This window comes from Novosphingobium sp. SG751A, from assembly GCF_013149295.1.
GTDB lineage: Bacteria > Pseudomonadota > Alphaproteobacteria > Sphingomonadales > Sphingomonadaceae > Novosphingobium.
In genome coordinates this window covers 346,972-361,795 of sequence record NZ_JABGCB010000002.1, presented here as the reverse complement: position 1 = coordinate 361,795, position 14,824 = coordinate 346,972, and the positions used below count along the sequence as shown (strand labels likewise).

Annotated in this window: 18 protein-coding genes; 9 read left to right on the top strand and 9 right to left on the bottom strand. The window is 62.8% G+C overall.

What is annotated here, in order from left to right:
* Positions 1-138 precede the first annotated feature (138 nt).
* The 6 genes from infB to pspF all read right to left on the bottom strand — a co-directional run bounded on the left by infB (position 139) and on the right by pspF (position 7,737).
* A complete protein-coding gene (infB, locus tag FHW96_RS04035) occupies positions 139-2,745 on the bottom strand; it encodes a translation initiation factor IF-2 (protein ID WP_172339258.1) in 2,607 nt (868 codons plus the stop codon).
* A 22-nt stretch (positions 2,746-2,767) separates the two neighbouring features.
* Positions 2,768-3,520: a DUF448 domain-containing protein gene (locus FHW96_RS04030; protein WP_172339257.1), complete on the bottom strand. Its 753-nt coding sequence runs from the start codon at positions 3,518-3,520 to the stop codon at positions 2,768-2,770.
* A complete protein-coding gene (nusA, locus tag FHW96_RS04025; RefSeq protein WP_172339256.1) occupies positions 3,501-5,159 on the bottom strand; it encodes a transcription termination factor NusA in 1,659 nt (552 codons plus the stop codon). The genes FHW96_RS04030 and nusA overlap by 20 nt, the downstream gene beginning before the upstream one ends.
* 2 nt (positions 5,160-5,161) lie before the next feature.
* On the bottom strand, positions 5,162-5,734 hold the full coding sequence (rimP, locus tag FHW96_RS04020; RefSeq protein WP_172339255.1) for a ribosome maturation protein RimP: 573 nt from the start codon (positions 5,732-5,734) through the stop codon (positions 5,162-5,164).
* Between the two features lie 155 nt (positions 5,735-5,889).
* On the bottom strand, positions 5,890-6,660 hold the full coding sequence (locus tag FHW96_RS04015) for a ParA family protein (protein ID WP_172339254.1): 771 nt from the start codon (positions 6,658-6,660) through the stop codon (positions 5,890-5,892).
* A gap of 51 nt (positions 6,661-6,711) precedes the next feature.
* The gene (gene pspF, locus FHW96_RS04010; RefSeq protein ID WP_172339253.1) at positions 6,712-7,737 is read right to left on the bottom strand and encodes a phage shock protein operon transcriptional activator; all 1,026 of its coding nucleotides are present in this window, start codon (positions 7,735-7,737) and stop codon (positions 6,712-6,714) included.
* A gap of 209 nt (positions 7,738-7,946) precedes the next feature.
* Between pspF and pspA the strand changes: the two genes are divergently transcribed.
* The 9 genes from pspA to FHW96_RS03965 are packed head-to-tail and all read left to right on the top strand — an operon-like array spanning position 7,947 to position 11,506.
* The gene (gene pspA / locus FHW96_RS04005) at positions 7,947-8,825 is read left to right on the top strand and encodes a phage shock protein PspA (protein ID WP_371815627.1); all 879 of its coding nucleotides are present in this window, start codon (positions 7,947-7,949) and stop codon (positions 8,823-8,825) included.
* A gap of 4 nt (positions 8,826-8,829) precedes the next feature.
* Positions 8,830-9,135: an envelope stress response membrane protein PspB gene (gene pspB / locus FHW96_RS04000; RefSeq protein WP_172339252.1), complete on the top strand. Its 306-nt coding sequence runs from the start codon at positions 8,830-8,832 to the stop codon at positions 9,133-9,135.
* On the top strand, positions 9,132-9,509 hold the full coding sequence (pspC, locus tag FHW96_RS03995) for an envelope stress response membrane protein PspC (protein WP_168602428.1): 378 nt from the start codon (positions 9,132-9,134) through the stop codon (positions 9,507-9,509). The genes pspB and pspC overlap by 4 nt, the downstream gene beginning before the upstream one ends.
* Positions 9,510-9,534: 25 nt before the next feature.
* Positions 9,535-9,837 carry a hypothetical protein gene (locus FHW96_RS03990; protein ID WP_172339251.1) on the top strand — a complete coding sequence of 101 codons (303 nt, stop codon included), beginning with the start codon at positions 9,535-9,537 and terminating at the stop codon, positions 9,835-9,837.
* A gap of 21 nt (positions 9,838-9,858) precedes the next feature.
* A complete protein-coding gene (locus FHW96_RS03985) occupies positions 9,859-10,149 on the top strand; it encodes a hypothetical protein (protein ID WP_172339250.1) in 291 nt (96 codons plus the stop codon).
* A gap of 27 nt (positions 10,150-10,176) precedes the next feature.
* The gene (locus tag FHW96_RS03980; protein ID WP_172339249.1) at positions 10,177-10,437 is read left to right on the top strand and encodes a hypothetical protein; all 261 of its coding nucleotides are present in this window, start codon (positions 10,177-10,179) and stop codon (positions 10,435-10,437) included.
* Positions 10,438-10,482: 45 nt separating this feature from the next.
* Complete coding sequence (locus tag FHW96_RS03975; RefSeq protein WP_168602425.1) at positions 10,483-10,716, top strand: hypothetical protein; 234 nt, start codon at positions 10,483-10,485, stop codon at positions 10,714-10,716.
* A 25-nt stretch (positions 10,717-10,741) separates the two neighbouring features.
* Positions 10,742-11,149: a SufE family protein gene (locus FHW96_RS03970; protein WP_172339248.1), complete on the top strand. Its 408-nt coding sequence runs from the start codon at positions 10,742-10,744 to the stop codon at positions 11,147-11,149.
* Positions 11,150-11,155: 6 nt separating this feature from the next.
* The gene (locus tag FHW96_RS03965; RefSeq protein ID WP_172339247.1) at positions 11,156-11,506 is read left to right on the top strand and encodes a YbaN family protein; all 351 of its coding nucleotides are present in this window, start codon (positions 11,156-11,158) and stop codon (positions 11,504-11,506) included.
* Positions 11,507-11,738: 232 nt separating this feature from the next.
* Here the strand turns inward: FHW96_RS03965 and FHW96_RS03960 are convergent, their stop codons facing one another.
* From FHW96_RS03960 to tpiA, 3 genes are all read right to left on the bottom strand, one after another.
* On the bottom strand, positions 11,739-13,370 hold the full coding sequence (locus tag FHW96_RS03960) for a CTP synthase (protein WP_172339246.1): 1,632 nt from the start codon (positions 13,368-13,370) through the stop codon (positions 11,739-11,741).
* Between the two features lie 178 nt (positions 13,371-13,548).
* The gene (gene secG, locus FHW96_RS03955; protein WP_172339245.1) at positions 13,549-13,890 is read right to left on the bottom strand and encodes a preprotein translocase subunit SecG; all 342 of its coding nucleotides are present in this window, start codon (positions 13,888-13,890) and stop codon (positions 13,549-13,551) included.
* 132 nt (positions 13,891-14,022) lie between these two features.
* The gene (tpiA, locus tag FHW96_RS03950; protein ID WP_172339244.1) at positions 14,023-14,775 is read right to left on the bottom strand and encodes a triose-phosphate isomerase; all 753 of its coding nucleotides are present in this window, start codon (positions 14,773-14,775) and stop codon (positions 14,023-14,025) included.
* Positions 14,776-14,824: the final 49 nt, after the last annotated feature.

Genomic DNA, 14,824 nt, shown 5'->3' with positions numbered 1-14,824 from the left:
CCGTTTCGGCCAAATGATGGAAACATGACAGGGCTCTCCCCTGCCCCCTTTCCCACCGGCCGAACGGACCTTCAGACGCAAAAAAGGGCGGCTCCCCGATCCGGGAAGCCGCCCTTTTTACGTCGATCCGTTAAAGGATCAGAGCGTGCGCTCGCGCATTTCGACTTCGAAGACTTCGAGCATATCGCCCGCCTTCACATCGTTGGTCGCCTCGAGCACCACGCCGCATTCGAGACCTGCGCGAACCTCGGCCACATCGTCCTTGAACCGGCGCAGCGAGGCCACAGTGGTCTTGGAAACGATGACGTCGTTGCGGGTAAGACGGGTGTGGAGGCCCTTCTTGATGTAGCCCTCGACGACCAGCAGACCGGCGGCCTTGTTGTGCTTGCCCGCGGGGAACACTTCCTTGACCTCGGCGCGGCCCACCACGGTTTCGATCCGCTCCGGTCCCCAGACGCCCGCCATTTCCTTGGCGACATCGTCGGTCAGGTGATAGATCACGTCGAAATACTTCATCCGCACCTTGAAGCGTTCGATGATCTCGCGCGCCTTGGCATTGGGACGGACGTTGAAGCCTACGATCGGGGCGCCCGAAGCCGCCGCAAGATTGACGTCGCTTTCTGTGATCGCACCCACGCCCGAAGCCAGAACCTTCAGCTTGATCTCGTCATTCGACAGGCGGTTGAGCGCATTGACGATAGCTTCGACCGAACCCTGCACGTCAGCCTTCACCAGAATCGGATATTCGATCACCGACTGCTTGGCGGCCAAAGCCGAGAACATGTTTTCCAGACTTGCCGGAGCGGAAGTCGTGCGCTTGGTTGTGGCCTGCTCCTGACGGAAGGCCGCCACTTCGCGGGCACGCGCTTCGCTTTCCACCACGGTCAGCGTATCACCGGCCATCGGCACGCCGCCAAGGCCCAGAACCTCAACCGGCAGCGAGGGCGGAGCCTGCTTCACCTGACGCCCCTTGTCGTCGAGCATGGCGCGCACGCGGCCCGACTGGGTGCCGACCACGAAGATGTCGCCAACCTTGAGCGTACCGCGATTGATGAGGACGGTGGCCAGAGGCCCCTTGCCCTTGTCGAGCTTGGCTTCGATCACGGTGGCCTCGGCGGCGCGATCCGGGTTCGACTTCAGCTCCATCAGTTCGGCCTGCAGCAGGATCTTGTCGATCAGGTCCTGAAGGCCCGCGCCGGTCTTGGCCGAGACTTCCACGTCCTGAACTTCACCCGACATCTGCTCGACGATGATTTCATGTTCAAGCAGGCGTTCGCGGATCTTCTGCGGGTTGAATTCGGGCTTGTCGCTCTTGGTGATCGCCACGATCATCGGCACGCCGGCCGCCTTGGTGTGGTTGATCGCCTCGATCGTCTGCGGCATCAGCCCGTCATCACCGGCCACCACCAGAATAACGATATCGGTGACATTGGCACCGCGCATACGCATTTCGGTGAAAGCCTCGTGGCCCGGCGTATCGAGGAACGTCACCAGATCGCCGCCCTTGGTCTTGATCTGATAGGCGCCGATGTGCTGCGTAATACCGCCCGCTTCGCCGCGCACCACGTCCGTGCCGCGCAGCGCGTCGAGCAGCGAGGTCTTGCCATGGTCAACGTGGCCCATGATCGCAACGACCGGCGGACGGGTCTTGAGCGTCTCATCGGCGTCCACGTCAACGGTCGTGTCGATATCGACATCGCTTTCCGACACGCGCTGGATGTTGTGGCCGAATTCCTCGACCAGCAGTTCGGCCGTATCCTGATCGATGGTGTGATTGAGCGTCACCACCATGCCCATCTTGAACAGCGACTTGACCAGATCGGCGGCCTTTTCAGCCATACGGTTGGCCAGTTCCTGCACCGTGATCGCCTCGGGCACGATCACATCGCGCACCTGCTTTTCACGCTGCTGATATTGACCGCCGAAGTGAGCGCGGCGTTCCTTCTCGCGGGCGCGCTTGAGAGCGGCCAGCGAACGGGCGCGGGCGCCTTCGTCCTCGTTCAGAGCGCGATTGACGGTCAGCTTGCCGCCACGGCGTTCGTCGGCAGCCTTCCCGCGGCTGGGCGCAGGCTTCTTGCTGGGCGCAGGAGCCGCCGCCTCGGGGCGACGCGGCGCAGGCGCGGGCGACTGCACAGGCGTGAAGCGGCGCGGCGCAGGCGCAGCGGGCTTTTCCTCGACCGGAACGGCCTTGGGAGCCTCGACCTGAACCGGAGCTGCAGGAGCGGGCGCAGGAGCAGCCTCAACCACCGGCGCAGGAGCAGGCGCTTCCTCCACCTTGGGCGCTTCCTCTACCACCGGCGCAGGCGCAGCGGCGGCCTCCGCTGCGCGGCGATTTTCCTCGGCGCGGCGGCGCTCTTCCTCGAGCTGACGAGCCTTTTCTTCCTGCTCGCGGCGGGTTGCGGCTTCACTGGCGGCCAGACGGGCCTCTTCGGCCTCACGCAGCAGGCGGGCCTGCATTTCCTGACGCGTTTCGCGGCTTGCGGCCACGGGCGCGGGGCGCACGGGCGGCAGCGGCGGGCGCACCGGCTGAGCCGCGGGCGCAGGGGCAGGCGCGGCAGCAGGCGCTTCGACGCCCTGACCACCCTCGCCCGGCTTGCCCGGGATCACCTTACGGCGCTTCACTTCAACCACCACCTTGTTGGTGCGGCCGTGGCTGAAGGTCTGCTTGACTTCGCCCGCTTCCACCGAGCGCTTCAGCCCCAGCGGCTTGCGGCCCAGTGTCGGTTTGTCATTGCTATCGGTCATCGGTTCAAACAGCCCTTCAGTCTCAATTCGTCTCAGCCGGCGACTCGCAGTCGTCAGCGTCATCATGATGTGCGTCCGGTTCGGCGGCATCGCCACCAAAGCCTTGATTATCTTTGGCAAGATAGTGATTCAGGCGCGCGAGCAAGGGGGCCAGCCTTTCGGCCGATGCCCGGTCGGTCAACGCCAGATGCACGACATTGTCGCGGCCCAATGCCACAGACAGGGTCGCCCGGTCCAGTGGCAAGGTATCACCCTTTTCACCGCTACCCTCAGTTTCCCTGCCCACGCGCCAGGCCTGGTCCAGCTTGCGATTGCCATCATCGCCCGCATCCGCTGCATGGGCCAGCCATACGACCCGCCCCATGCGCGCGTTTTCAGCGATGCGGTCGGAACCGACCAGCAGGCGCCCGCTGCGCATTTCCAGACCCAGCCGGTCGGTAAAGGCCCGTGTCAGCGCAGCCTCGATCTTTTCCGGCAAATCATCAGGAATGGCAATCTTGGCGCCCTTGTAGGCCCGCGCCAGAGCGCCCTTCAGACGCCCCTTGGCCATGGCCTGCGCCAGTTCATCCTTGCTCACGCCAATCCACGCCCCGCGCCCCGGCGCCTTGGCCAGAGCATCAGGCGCAACAAAGGCGACCCCATCAGGCCCGTCCGGCGAAATCGCCAGACGGATCAGCGCATCGCGCGGGGCCACCTCGCCGGAAAGGATGCATTTCCTTTCCGGCCCGGCATCAGCAATGTCGGAGCTTACGCGCTCATTGCGAGGAATCCGCATCGGCGGCTCCCCCGTCAACTTCCGGCGCACCGGCTTCGGGTTCATCGGTGAACCAGTGGGCGCGGGCGGCCATGATGATCTCATTGCCCTGTTCTTCGCTCAGGCCATATTCGCCCAGAACGCCGCCACGGCTGACTTCTTCACGCTTTTCGTCGCGCTTGTCATCGCGGTCGCGCTTTTCATTGCGGCGGCGCTGGTCATTGGTGCGCTTCTTGGCGATCAGCTCGTCGGTGGCCAGATCGGCCAGATCGTCGAGCGTCTTGATCCCCGCCTTACCCAGCGTCACCAGCATGGTTTCGTTGAGATGCGGCAGTTCGGCCAGCGCATCCTCGACGCCCAGTGCGCGGCGTTCCTGACGGGCGGCCTCCTCGCGGCGGTCGAGCGCTTCCTGAGCGCGGTTCTGAAGTTCTTCGGCCAGCTCTTCATCGAAACCTTCGATCTGCGCCAGTTCGGCGATCTCGATATAGGCGACTTCTTCCAGCTCGCTGAAGCCTTCGGCCACCAGCAGCTGCGAGAGGGTTTCATCGACATCCAGCTCTTCTTCGAACAGCTTGGACTTTTCGGCGAATTCCTTCTGGCGCTTTTCGCTCGCCTCGGCCTCGGTCATGATGTCGATCTGGCGACCGGTCAACTGGCTGGCCAGACGCACGTTCTGACCACGGCGACCGATGGCCAGCGAGAGCTGATCGTCGGGAACCACGACCTCGATACGGCCTTCTTCCTCGTCGATCACCACGCGCGATACAGTCGCGGGCTGGAGAGCGTTGACCACGAAAGTCGCGGTGTCTTCGCTCCAGGGGATGATGTCGATCTTTTCGCCCTGCATTTCCTGCACGACGGCCTGCACGCGGCTACCCTTCATGCCGACGCAGGCGCCGACCGGGTCGATGCTGCTGTCACGGCTGATCACGCCGATCTTGGCGCGCGATCCCGGATCGCGGGCGGCGGCCTTGATCTCGATAATGTTGTCGTAGATTTCAGGCACTTCCTGCGCGAACAGACGCTTCATGAAATCAGGATGCGCGCGGCTCAGGAAGATCTGCGGGCCACGGTTCTGACGCTCGACCTTGAGAATCAGCGCACGCACGCGCTCGCCCACGCGGGCGGTTTCGCGCGGGATCTGCTGATCGCGGCGGATCACACCTTCGGCGCGGCCAAGGTTGACGATCACATGGCCGAATTCGACCGACTTGATCACGCCCGTGACGATTTCGCCGGCGCGGTCCTTGAACTCGGCATACTGGCGGTCGCGCTCGGCATCGCGCACCTTCTGAAAGATGACCTGCTTGGCACTCTGCGCGTCAATGCGCCCCAGATCCACCGGGGGCAGCGGATCGACGATAAAGTCACCGATCTTAGCGTCCTTCTGCAGCTTTTCCGCCGCCTTCAGGTCCACCTGCTTGAAGTAGTCATCGACATGCTCGACCACTTCGACCACGCGCCACAGGCGCAGATCGCCGGTGCGCGGGTCCAGCTTGGCGCGAATGTCGTTTTCGGCGCCATAGCGGTTGCGGGCCGACTTCTGGATCGCCTCTTCCATTGCCTCGATGACGATCGCCTTATCGATCATCTTCTCGGTGGCAACAGCTGTCGCAATCGCGAGCAGTTCGGCGCGGTTGGCGGAAATCGCACTGGCCATAATCAGTCTTCCTGCGTTTCGGTTTCTTCGTCGATCTCGTCGAAATCTTCACCGAGATCAATGGGTTTGGTTGCGGCCAGCAAGCGATCAGTCAACACCAGCTTGGCGGAATGAATATCGGCAAAGGGGAAAGTCACGCGGCCCGACTTCTTGTCCTCCAGCGCGATCACCTCACCCTCGACCGAGACAAGATTGCCCACCACGCTCTTGCGGTTGCCATCGACGGGGATAGTCAGATTGACCTTGGCCTCATGGCCGATCCACGTCGTGAAATCCTTGAGCCGGGTCAGCGGACGGTCGATACCGGGTGAGCTGACCTCAAGGCGATAGGCCTCCTCGATCAGCGTCTCACCCGCTTCTTCCAGCGCGTCGATTTTGTCCGAAATGCGGTGCGAGAGCGCGACGCAATCACCGATCACCAATTGCCCGGTTTCGGGACGCTCGGCCATGATCTGCAACGTGTGCTCTTCATCGCCCACATCGGATTTGCCAAACAGAATCACGCGCACAAGATCCAAGCCCAAGGCCTTCACCTCTGGTTCGACAATCTCGGTAATACGCGCGATATTGGCCATGTAAGTTCCTGTAATGGGCGCCAAAATAAGCAACAAGCCAGCAAAGCAGTTTCGCGCCGGCCCCTTCCGGCGCCAGCCCCGCTTTGCTTCACAATGTCGGGATTGATCGCGCCATTACGCCTGTTTCGCATGGAATGCAAGAGGGTGGTCGGCAATTACCCCTTCACCCATCCCTCATCCGTCGCCTGCGTCAGCCAAACCCCGCTGCCCAGCATCAACTCCACCCGCGCCAACACATTGTCCACCGCCAGCATGGCCGCGCTCTTGCCCGCAAATTCGGCCAGAGGCGCCTGCTTCAACCCCATCTGCTCGATCACGCTGGCATGGGGAATAGCGGGCCAGTCGGGGTGAGCCTCGACGATCTCGCGGTGCATCGCCTTACGCCGGTCCACCATGGACAGCACCGGCAGAATCCCCGGCGCCTTGCCGCCGCGCTCAGCCTCCAGATGCTCCCTCACCTGCTCTAAAGTCCGCATCGCCAAGGGCGCGGGCAGCAAAGGCACCACCAGCAGATCGGCGGCGCGGAAAATCTGATCCGAAATCCCGCCCAGCCCCGGCGGGCAATCCACCACGATCCGGTCATAATCGGGCGACAGGCTCTCCAGCAGCTTCTTGAGCCGCTTGGGTTTATCATCGGCCAGATCGCTTTCCAGATGGCGCAGCGACAGATCCGCCGCGATCAGATCCAGTTCGGGCCAGTTGGTCGGCACAATCGCATCGGCAGGATCGGCATCGCGGGCGAATATCTTCTTCGCCTTGGCCGCTGCGCCCGATTGCCCCAGCAGGAAAGCCACCGCCCCCTGGGCGTCAATATCCCAGATCAGCGTCCTTTTGCCCGACACCGCAAAGCCATGCGCCAGATTGACCGCGAGCGAGGATTTTCCCACCCCGCCCTTCATGCTGTAAACCGCGATCACCTTGCCCATGCGCGCGCCTTTCTCAAATTTGCGCGCAACTTAGCCCCCGATACAACCAAGTCAAAGCAGATGATGTTTCCGCATTGTGTGGCGCAACTGGTCATAGGTCAGGCCCAGCGCCTTGGCGGTCTGGCGCTGGTTATAGCGGTGGCGGGCAAGGGCCGCCTCGACAATCGCCTTTTCATGGGCATCGACAGCCCCGCGCAGATCCGACACCCCAGCCAGATCGCCGGCCATCACCGGCGCGGGCGCAGCCTCATTATCGGCGGCGCGCAGCGATTGCGTCGGCTTCCACGGCGAATCAAAGGGGTCGAAGGTGATCTCGCCAATCGGCATTTCCGGGTTGTCGCTGCGATAAACGGCCCGTTCGATCACATTGCGCAGCTCGCGCACATTGCCCGGCCAGTGATATTTTTCCAGCGCCGCCGCCGCCGCCCCGCTGACCCCCGGCCAGCGCTCCCACCCCATCTCGCTGGCCATGCGCCGCCCGAAATATTCGGCCAGCACCGCAATGTCACCCTCCCGCGCGCGCAGGGGCGGCAGGGTGATGACCTCGAAGCTTAAACGGTCGAGCAGGTCGGCGCGAAACCGCCCCTCGCGCGCCATGCGGGGCAAATCCTCATTCGTGGCCGCCACGATCCGCACATCCACCCGCAGCGGGCGAGAGGCGCCGATCCGCGTCACCTCGCCATATTCCACCGCGCGCAGCAGGCGCTCCTGTGCGCCCATGCTCAAGGTACCCAGTTCATCAAGGAACAGCGTTCCGCGATCCGCCTCTTCAAATCGCCCCGCCCGCGCCCGCGTAGCTCCGGTAAAGGCCCCGGCCTCATGCCCGAACAATTCCGCCTCGATCAACGTTTCTGGCATGGCCGCGCAGTTCAGCGTCACCAAAGGCTCGTCCCAGCGCGAGGACAGGCGGTGCAGGCGCTCGGCGATCAGTTCCTTGCCCGTCCCCCGCTCGCCGATCACCAGCACCGGGCGGCGCAGGGGCGCGGCGCGACTGGCGCGCTCGACCGCATCGAGGAAAGCGCCCGACTGGCCGATGAATTGCGTGTCGCGCGGGGCATGGTGGGGAGACAAGGCCATGAATTGCCTATCCTTGGTGAAATTTCCCGAAGTTTGGCAAAACCTGCAAATTCCGTCAAGCGTAACCCGCCGAAAAACCGCCAATTTCCGCCACTCACGCAAATTGGCACGGGCTTTGCGATACAACCGCCATGAACAAACTTTCGCCTCTCGACCCCATCCTTCATGCCGACACCCCCGGCATGGCGGGCGCATCGCCGACACACTCGATGCGCATTTCCATGGGTTTGGCGAAAGACGGGCCGGAGGGTCAGTTCGCCCGTCCGTCGGGTGATGATCGCGCAACGCCCCTGCATGATCCCAAACCCATCCCTCCGGCCCGGTTTTTTTCGCTTCAGGATTTCTCGCGAGGTCACAACAGGCTAGAACGTGAAATCGAGAAACTGCAATCCAATCCATCTTCGGGAGCAAGCCGCATGGGCATTTTTAGCCGCACCCGCGACATTATCGCCGCCAATTTCTCCGATCTTCTGGAAAAGGCCGAGGATCCTTCCAAGATGATCCGCATGATCATCCTCGAAATGGAGGAAACGCTGGTCGAAGTGCGCGCATCGGCCGCCCGCACCATTGCCGACCAGAAGGAGATGCGCCGCCATATCGCCAAGCTCGACCGGCTTCAGGCCGACTGGGGCGACAAGGCGCAGCTCGCCCTGTCCAAGGACCGCGAGGATTTGGCCCGCGCCGCGCTGGTGGAAAAGCGCAAGGCGTCTGACATGGCCGATCAGTTGATGTCCGAGGTCGCCGTGCTGGACGATTCCTTGCGCGCCTTTGAAGCCGATATTGAAAAGCTGCAAACCCGTCTGCGCGAGGCCCGCAGCCGCCAGACCGCAATTGCCGCCCGTCTGGAAAGCGCGGAAAACCGTGTGAAGCTGCGCACGCTGCTGGCCAGCGAGCGGGTGGATGAGGCGATGGCGCGCTTCGACGCGCTGGAGCGCCGCGTCGATTATGCCGAAGGCCGCGCCGATGCGCTGGGCCTTGCCGAAGCCGCCAAGCCGACGCTGGCCGACGAAATCGCCGCCCTCGCCTCCGGCGACAAGGTGGACGAGGAATTGGAAGCGATGAAGCGCGCACTCAAGAAGGAAGGCTAAGGTCATGGATATCGTGCCTGTGGTGGCCATTTGCGCGCTCTTCATTGGCCTGCCTTGGGTCATCCTGCATTATGTCACCAAATGGAAAACCTCCGCCACGCTGACATCGGATGACGAGGCGCTGCTGGAGGAACTCTATCAACTGGCCCGGCGGCTGGATGAAAGGATGGATACGGTCGAGCGCCTCGTCGCTTCCGAACACCCCGAATTCCACCCCGCCGCCCCGCTGCCCAACCGCGAAATCGACAACCAGCCGCTGCGCGAAATAGAACGTATGCGCGCCCGCTCTTCCGACAGGAGCTTTCGATGAACCCGATCCACACCCGTTTTTACCGTGACAAGGCCAATGGCAAGTTCATGGGCGTTTGCGCCGGGATTGCCGATTACACCGGAATTGATGTCCTTTGGGTGCGGATCGCCACGCTGGTCCTGCTCTCGATGAGCGGGGGCACCGCCTGGGTGATCTATTTCGGCATCGGTTTTCTGGCGCCCGACAAGCCGCGTGCGCTTTATACCGACCGCGAGGAGCAGCGTTTCTGGCAAGGCGTGCGCCAGTCGCCGGGCCGCACCACTCGCGAGGTCCGCGCCAAATTTCGCGATCTGGACCGCCGCCTGGCCGCCGTGGAGGACTACTATGTCTCCTCCAACCCGCGCCTGTCCGAAGAAATCGAAAAGCTGCGCTAAACTCGCAGTATAAGGGGGAAATTTCATGTCCGCTGGCACTATTGGCGCCCTGATCCCGATTGTCGCGCTGTCGATCCCGATCGTGGCGATCTGGACCAAGCACAAAACGCGCATCGCCGAAATGCAGATCCGCGCCACCGCCGACGATACCGCCGAACGCGCCGCCCAATATGTCACCAAAACGCGCGAGTTGGAGGAAAGGGTCCGCGTGCTGGAACGCATCGTCACCGACAAGGGCTATGACATTGCGGCGCAAATCGAAGCATTACGCGATACGCGCAGCGTTGAAGACCACGCCAAAGACTATCGCCGCGATCCGCTCAACTGATCTCTCTTCGGAGCGACTGCCATGAACTTCTGGGAAGCCATTGTTCTTATTGTCATCGTCACCTCGGTCGCCAAGGTTTTTCAGGCGGGCCTTTACAGCCGGTCTGGCCGCGCGCGCCGCGTGACCATCGATGACAAGGGCAAGCAGACCATCATCGAACACGCCGACAATGCCGAAACCGAGATCCAGAACCAGCGCCTGAACCGCGAGGTCGAGGAACTGCGCGAACGCATCAAGGTGCTCGAACGCATCGCCACCGAGGACCGCAAGGCCCGCGATCTGGCCGATGAAATCGAATCGCTCCGTCGATAAGAGGGGCCGTTAAAAGGGTTTGAAGCCATGTTGCATGATTTCATTCACAACCTCGCCCCCCTGATGTGGACCGGCATCATCCTGACCGCCATCGTCCTGCGCCATCGCCGCAAAATGGCCGCGATTTCCTGTAGCGAAACGCGCCCCACCGCCCGTGCCCAAGATGCCGAGGTCGAGGCCCTGCGCGAACGCATCCGCGTGCTGGAGCGCATCGCCACCTCCTCCTCGCTTGAAGGGCGCAGCGCCGAGCGCCTCTCGGCCGAAATCGAAGCCCTACGCGATCGTTAAACTCGCGACCGTTAAACCCGCGACCGATCAATCGGAGCATTCCCCATGGACAGCCTGACCCTGCCCGAACTGGTTTCCGCCCTCACCGCCATCGCCATGCTCAGCATAGCTCTGCTGCGCGGATGGTCGGGATGGCTGACGCTCAAGCACCGCGAACTTGACCTGGTGAGCAAGGCCGATCAGCCCGCCCAGCCCTCGGCCACGCATCGCATCGAGATCGCCGACCTGAAAGAACGTATCCGCAAGCTGGAAGCGATTGCCGCCGGGGTTGATTTGTAAGCCCCTTGGGCGCTATCGCATCCCCATGCGCAGCCTTTCCGATATTGCCGAGGAATATGAATTCCTCGAAGCCGACGAACGTTACCGCCTGTTGATCGAACTGGGCCGCGAACTGGACCCCATGCCCGACGCGCTGAAAACCGACGCCACACTGGTGCGCGGATGTTCGGCCAGCGTCTGGGTCTATCCGGTGGAACAGGGCGACCGGCTGCAATTCCTGGCCGATTCGAACGCGGCAATCACCAAGGGCATCATCGCGCTGGTTCTGTCGGCAGTCCAAGGCAAGCCTGCCGATGAAGTGGCCGCGATGGACATTGCCGAGGCTCTCGCGCCCTTTGATCTGAAAAACCAGCTTTCCAGCAATCGCACCCAAGGCGTACCCAACATGATCGCACTGATCAAGGATCACGCGTCGCGGCTCGCGGCGGGCTGATCGGGAATGCGCCGCCACCTTTATCAAGCGGGCGGCCTGTTCTTTGTCGGTCTTGGCATTGTGGGGGCGTTTCTGCCGCTGTTGCCCACAGTGCCCTTCCTGCTGCTGGCGCTGTTCTGCTTTGCCCGCTCCAATCCGGCGTGGGAGCAGCGCTTGCTCGATCACCCCACCTATGGCCCGCCTTTGCGCCAGTGGCGTGAACGGCGGGCGATCCCGCGCCGGGCCAAAAAAGCCGCATTGATAGCGATGGCGGTGTCGGTGGGGATTACGGCGTTTACGGCGGGGTGGCCTTGGGTGTTGATCCCCTTTGGCGTGATGGTTCTGTCGGGGACGTGGATCTGGACAAGGGCGGAATAGAAGGATGAATGCGAGGGTCTAGACCCTCGTGCTCCCGTTACTGTCTTCGTGGCGCGAAGGGTTCAGCGTAGTTTGTGGACGCACCGATTCAAAATTAAAGCCTGCGGCGCCAATGATATGCGCCGCAGGCTTTAATAATAATTACGCAAGGCTTCCAACCGCCCCCAATTAACGGGATTGCAAAGGGCCTTCGCCCTTTGCCCGCCGGAGGCTCCTTTTAAACCTTAAACCCTCAAACCAACCGTGCCTGACGCACCGCCGCGCCGATGAACCCGGCAAACAGCGGGTGCGGCTCAAACGGGCGGCTCTTCAACTCAGGGTGGAACTGCACGCCGACAAACCACGGATGATCCGGCCGCTCGACGATTTCGGGCAGCAGCCCGTCGGGCGACATGCCGGAGAACACCAGTCCGCCCTGCTCCAACGCTTCGCGATAGTGCGAGTTCACTTCATATCGGTGACGGTGGCGTTCGCTGATCGTCTCGCTGCCATAGATCGCTGCGACATGGCTGTTGCCCGCCAGCTTGGCCTCATAGGCGCCGAGGCGCATTGTCCCGCCAAGATCGGTTTCGGCGGTGCGCTGTTGCAGGCCCTCTTCGCTCATCCATTCGGTGATGATGCCCACGACCGGCTCGCTGGTCTCGCCAAATTCGGTCGAGGAAGCGTCTGCAATCCCCGCCGTATTGCGGGCGCCCTCGATACAGGCCATCTGCATGCCAAGACAAATGCCCAAGAAGGGCACCTTGCGTTCGCGGGCAAAGCGGACGGCCGAGATCTTGCCCTCGGTGCCGCGCTCACCAAAGCCGCCGGGCACGAGGATGCCGTGGAGAGGTTCGAGCGTCGAGACGATCTCTTCCTCATCCTTTTCAAAGATTTCGGCGTCGATCCACTTGATGTTGACCTTGACCTTGTTGGCAATGCCGCCATGCACCAGCGCTTCGTTCAGCGACTTATACGCGTCCTGAAGCACGACATATTTGCCGACCACGCCGATCGTGACTTCACCCTCGGGGCTGCCATAGGTCTTGGTCAGCGCTTGCCAGCGATCCAGCACGGGCTCGGGCGCGGTCAGGCCAAAGTGGTGCAGCACCGCATTGTCCAGCCCTTCGGCGTGATATTGCAACGGTACGGCATAGATATTGGGTGCGTCCAGCGCCGGGATCACCGCTTCCATCCGCACGTTGCAGAAGAGCGCGATCTTGCGGCGCTCGTTCTCGGGCAATTCCTGCTCGCAACGGCACAGCAGCACGTCGGGCTGGATGCCATAGGAGGTCAGTTCGCGCACCGAGTGCTGAGTCGGCTTGGTCTTCAGCTCGCCGGCGGCGGCGATATAAGGCACCAGCGTGACATGGGCAAAGCAGGTCTGTTCGCGGCCCAGTTCGTTGCGGAGCTGACGGATCGCCTCAATGAAAGGCAGGCCTTCGATGTCGCCCACCGTGCCGCCGATTTCGCACAGCACGAAATCCAGATCCTCGGTGTCGGCCTGCGCGAAATCCTTGATCGCATCGGTCACATGCGGGATCACCTGCACCGTCGCGCCCAGATAGTCGCCGCGGCGCTCCTTGGCGATGATCGTCTGATAGATGCGGCCCGAGGTGATATTATCGCTCTTGCGCGCCGAAACGCCGGTGAAGCGCTCGTAATGCCCCAGATCGAGGTCGGTCTCTGCGCCATCGTCGGTCACATAGACTTCGCCATGCTGATACGGGCTCATGGTGCCGGGGTCGACGTTGAGATAGGGGTCGAATTTGCGGATGCGGACCTTGAAGCCACGCGCCTGCAACAGAGCGGCCAGTGAAGCCGCCATAAGACCCTTGCCCAGCGAGGAGACCACGCCGCCGGTGATGAAAATATACCGCGCCATGGGGATTGCGCCTTACCTTTTTTGAACCATCAATCCAAGCGCGCAATGCGCGCCAGCGAGCAAGCAATCCACAGCCTTGTGCATGGACGCGCAAAAAACGCGCCGCAGACCGCGGAATACCCAAACGTCAGCCACCCCGCCGCGCGTGCGGCAGGGTGGCTGACACAAAAACACCAGATTACTTCTTGGCCGCGCCGGCCAGCGGATCGGCGGGAAGCGGCGCCACGGGTGCGGCAGGCGCCGCAGCGGGGACCGAAACGCTGCGATCAAGCGAGGTATCGACCTTCTGGCTCGTCGCGCTGGCCACGGCCAGAGCCGCGAGCACAATCGAGAGGCCGACAAAGATCGCGGCCAGAACGCCCGTGCTGCGCGTCAGAAAGTCCGCCGCGCCGCGCGCCGACATAAAGCCCGAGGGGCTGCCGCCAACGCCCAGCCCGCCGCCTTCCGACTTCTGAATCAGGATCACCACGACCAGCATGGCCGCGACAATGGCCTGAAGCACAATAAGGAAGATGAACATGAAGCGCGACTCTCGACATGGTAACCGCCCCAAGAGAGGTCACCGCATGAATGGAATGGCGCGCATCTAAGCGCGCGAGCGCGTAGTTGCAAGGGGGTGCTTCCCCCTTGCTTCAAACTGGGCGCCGAACCTTTAGCCTTCGATCAGCATCGCGGCCGCATTGATGATCGCGGCAAAGCTCTCCGCCGTCAGACTGGCCCCGCCGACCAGCGCGCCGCCGACATCGGCCACGCCCAGCAATTCCGAGGCGTTGCCCGCATTGACCGAGCCGCCGTAAAGGATACGCACGCCCTTGCCCGCATCGCCATAGATGGCGACCAGATCGGCACGGATAGCGCGGTGCATCGCGGCCACATCCTCAACCGATGGCACGCGGCCCGTGCCGATGGCCCAGACCGGCTCATAGGCCACAGCCAGCCCTTCTGCGCCTTCCTTGGGCAGCGAGCCGTGCAGTTGGCCCGAAACCACCGCTTCGGCCTGCCCGGCGTCGCGCTCGGCCTCGGTTTCGCCCACGCACAGGATCACGCCAAGCCCCGCCGCGCGCGCGGCAACCGCCTTGGCCTGCACATCGCCATCGCTCTCGCCATGCAGGCTGCGACGCTCGCTATGACCCACGATGGTGAAACGCGCGCCCGCGTCTTCGAGCATCGGGGCCGAAATATCGCCGGTAAAGGCACCGCTGGGCTTGGCATGGACGTCCTGCCCGCCCACAGCCATCGCCTGGGCTTCCTCGGCCATCGCATGGACCAGCGTGAAAGGCGGGGCGATGCCCACATCCACCGCCGGATAGCGGGCCGCCACGCGGTCGATCGCGCGCGCCTCGGACAGCGTGGCGCGCAGGCCGTTCATCTTCCAGTTGCCGACGATATAGGGCCGCAAAGCCATGATCCCTTTGTCCTTCCTAAATCGCGGGGAGCCAGAGCGCGGCCCGCAA

Coding starts and splice junctions, on each gene's coding strand:
- FHW96_RS03980 (WP_172339249.1), top strand. CDS start 10,177: ATGTTGCATGATTTCATTCACAACCTCGCCCCCCTGATGTGGACCGGC.
- nusA (WP_172339256.1), bottom strand. CDS start 5,159: ATGGCCAGTGCGATTTCCGCCAACCGCGCCGAACTGCTCGCGATTGCG.
- FHW96_RS03990 (WP_172339251.1), top strand. CDS start 9,535: ATGTCCGCTGGCACTATTGGCGCCCTGATCCCGATTGTCGCGCTGTCG.
- FHW96_RS04030 (WP_172339257.1), bottom strand. CDS start 3,520: ATGCGGATTCCTCGCAATGAGCGCGTAAGCTCCGACATTGCTGATGCC.
- pspA (WP_371815627.1), top strand. CDS start 7,947: ATGCGCATTTCCATGGGTTTGGCGAAAGACGGGCCGGAGGGTCAGTTC.
- tpiA (WP_172339244.1), bottom strand. CDS start 14,775: ATGGCTTTGCGGCCCTATATCGTCGGCAACTGGAAGATGAACGGCCTG.
- FHW96_RS04015 (WP_172339254.1), bottom strand. CDS start 6,660: ATGGGCAAGGTGATCGCGGTTTACAGCATGAAGGGCGGGGTGGGAAAA.
- pspC (WP_168602428.1), top strand. CDS start 9,132: ATGAACCCGATCCACACCCGTTTTTACCGTGACAAGGCCAATGGCAAG.
- rimP (WP_172339255.1), bottom strand. CDS start 5,734: ATGGCCAATATCGCGCGTATTACCGAGATTGTCGAACCAGAGGTGAAG.
- FHW96_RS03985 (WP_172339250.1), top strand. CDS start 9,859: ATGAACTTCTGGGAAGCCATTGTTCTTATTGTCATCGTCACCTCGGTC.
- pspB (WP_172339252.1), top strand. CDS start 8,830: ATGGATATCGTGCCTGTGGTGGCCATTTGCGCGCTCTTCATTGGCCTG.
- FHW96_RS03975 (WP_168602425.1), top strand. CDS start 10,483: ATGGACAGCCTGACCCTGCCCGAACTGGTTTCCGCCCTCACCGCCATC.
- FHW96_RS03970 (WP_172339248.1), top strand. CDS start 10,742: ATGCGCAGCCTTTCCGATATTGCCGAGGAATATGAATTCCTCGAAGCC.
- infB (WP_172339258.1), bottom strand. CDS start 2,745: ATGACCGATAGCAATGACAAACCGACACTGGGCCGCAAGCCGCTGGGG.
- pspF (WP_172339253.1), bottom strand. CDS start 7,737: ATGGCCTTGTCTCCCCACCATGCCCCGCGCGACACGCAATTCATCGGC.
- FHW96_RS03960 (WP_172339246.1), bottom strand. CDS start 13,370: ATGGCGCGGTATATTTTCATCACCGGCGGCGTGGTCTCCTCGCTGGGC.
- secG (WP_172339245.1), bottom strand. CDS start 13,890: ATGTTCATCTTCCTTATTGTGCTTCAGGCCATTGTCGCGGCCATGCTG.
- FHW96_RS03965 (WP_172339247.1), top strand. CDS start 11,156: ATGCGCCGCCACCTTTATCAAGCGGGCGGCCTGTTCTTTGTCGGTCTT.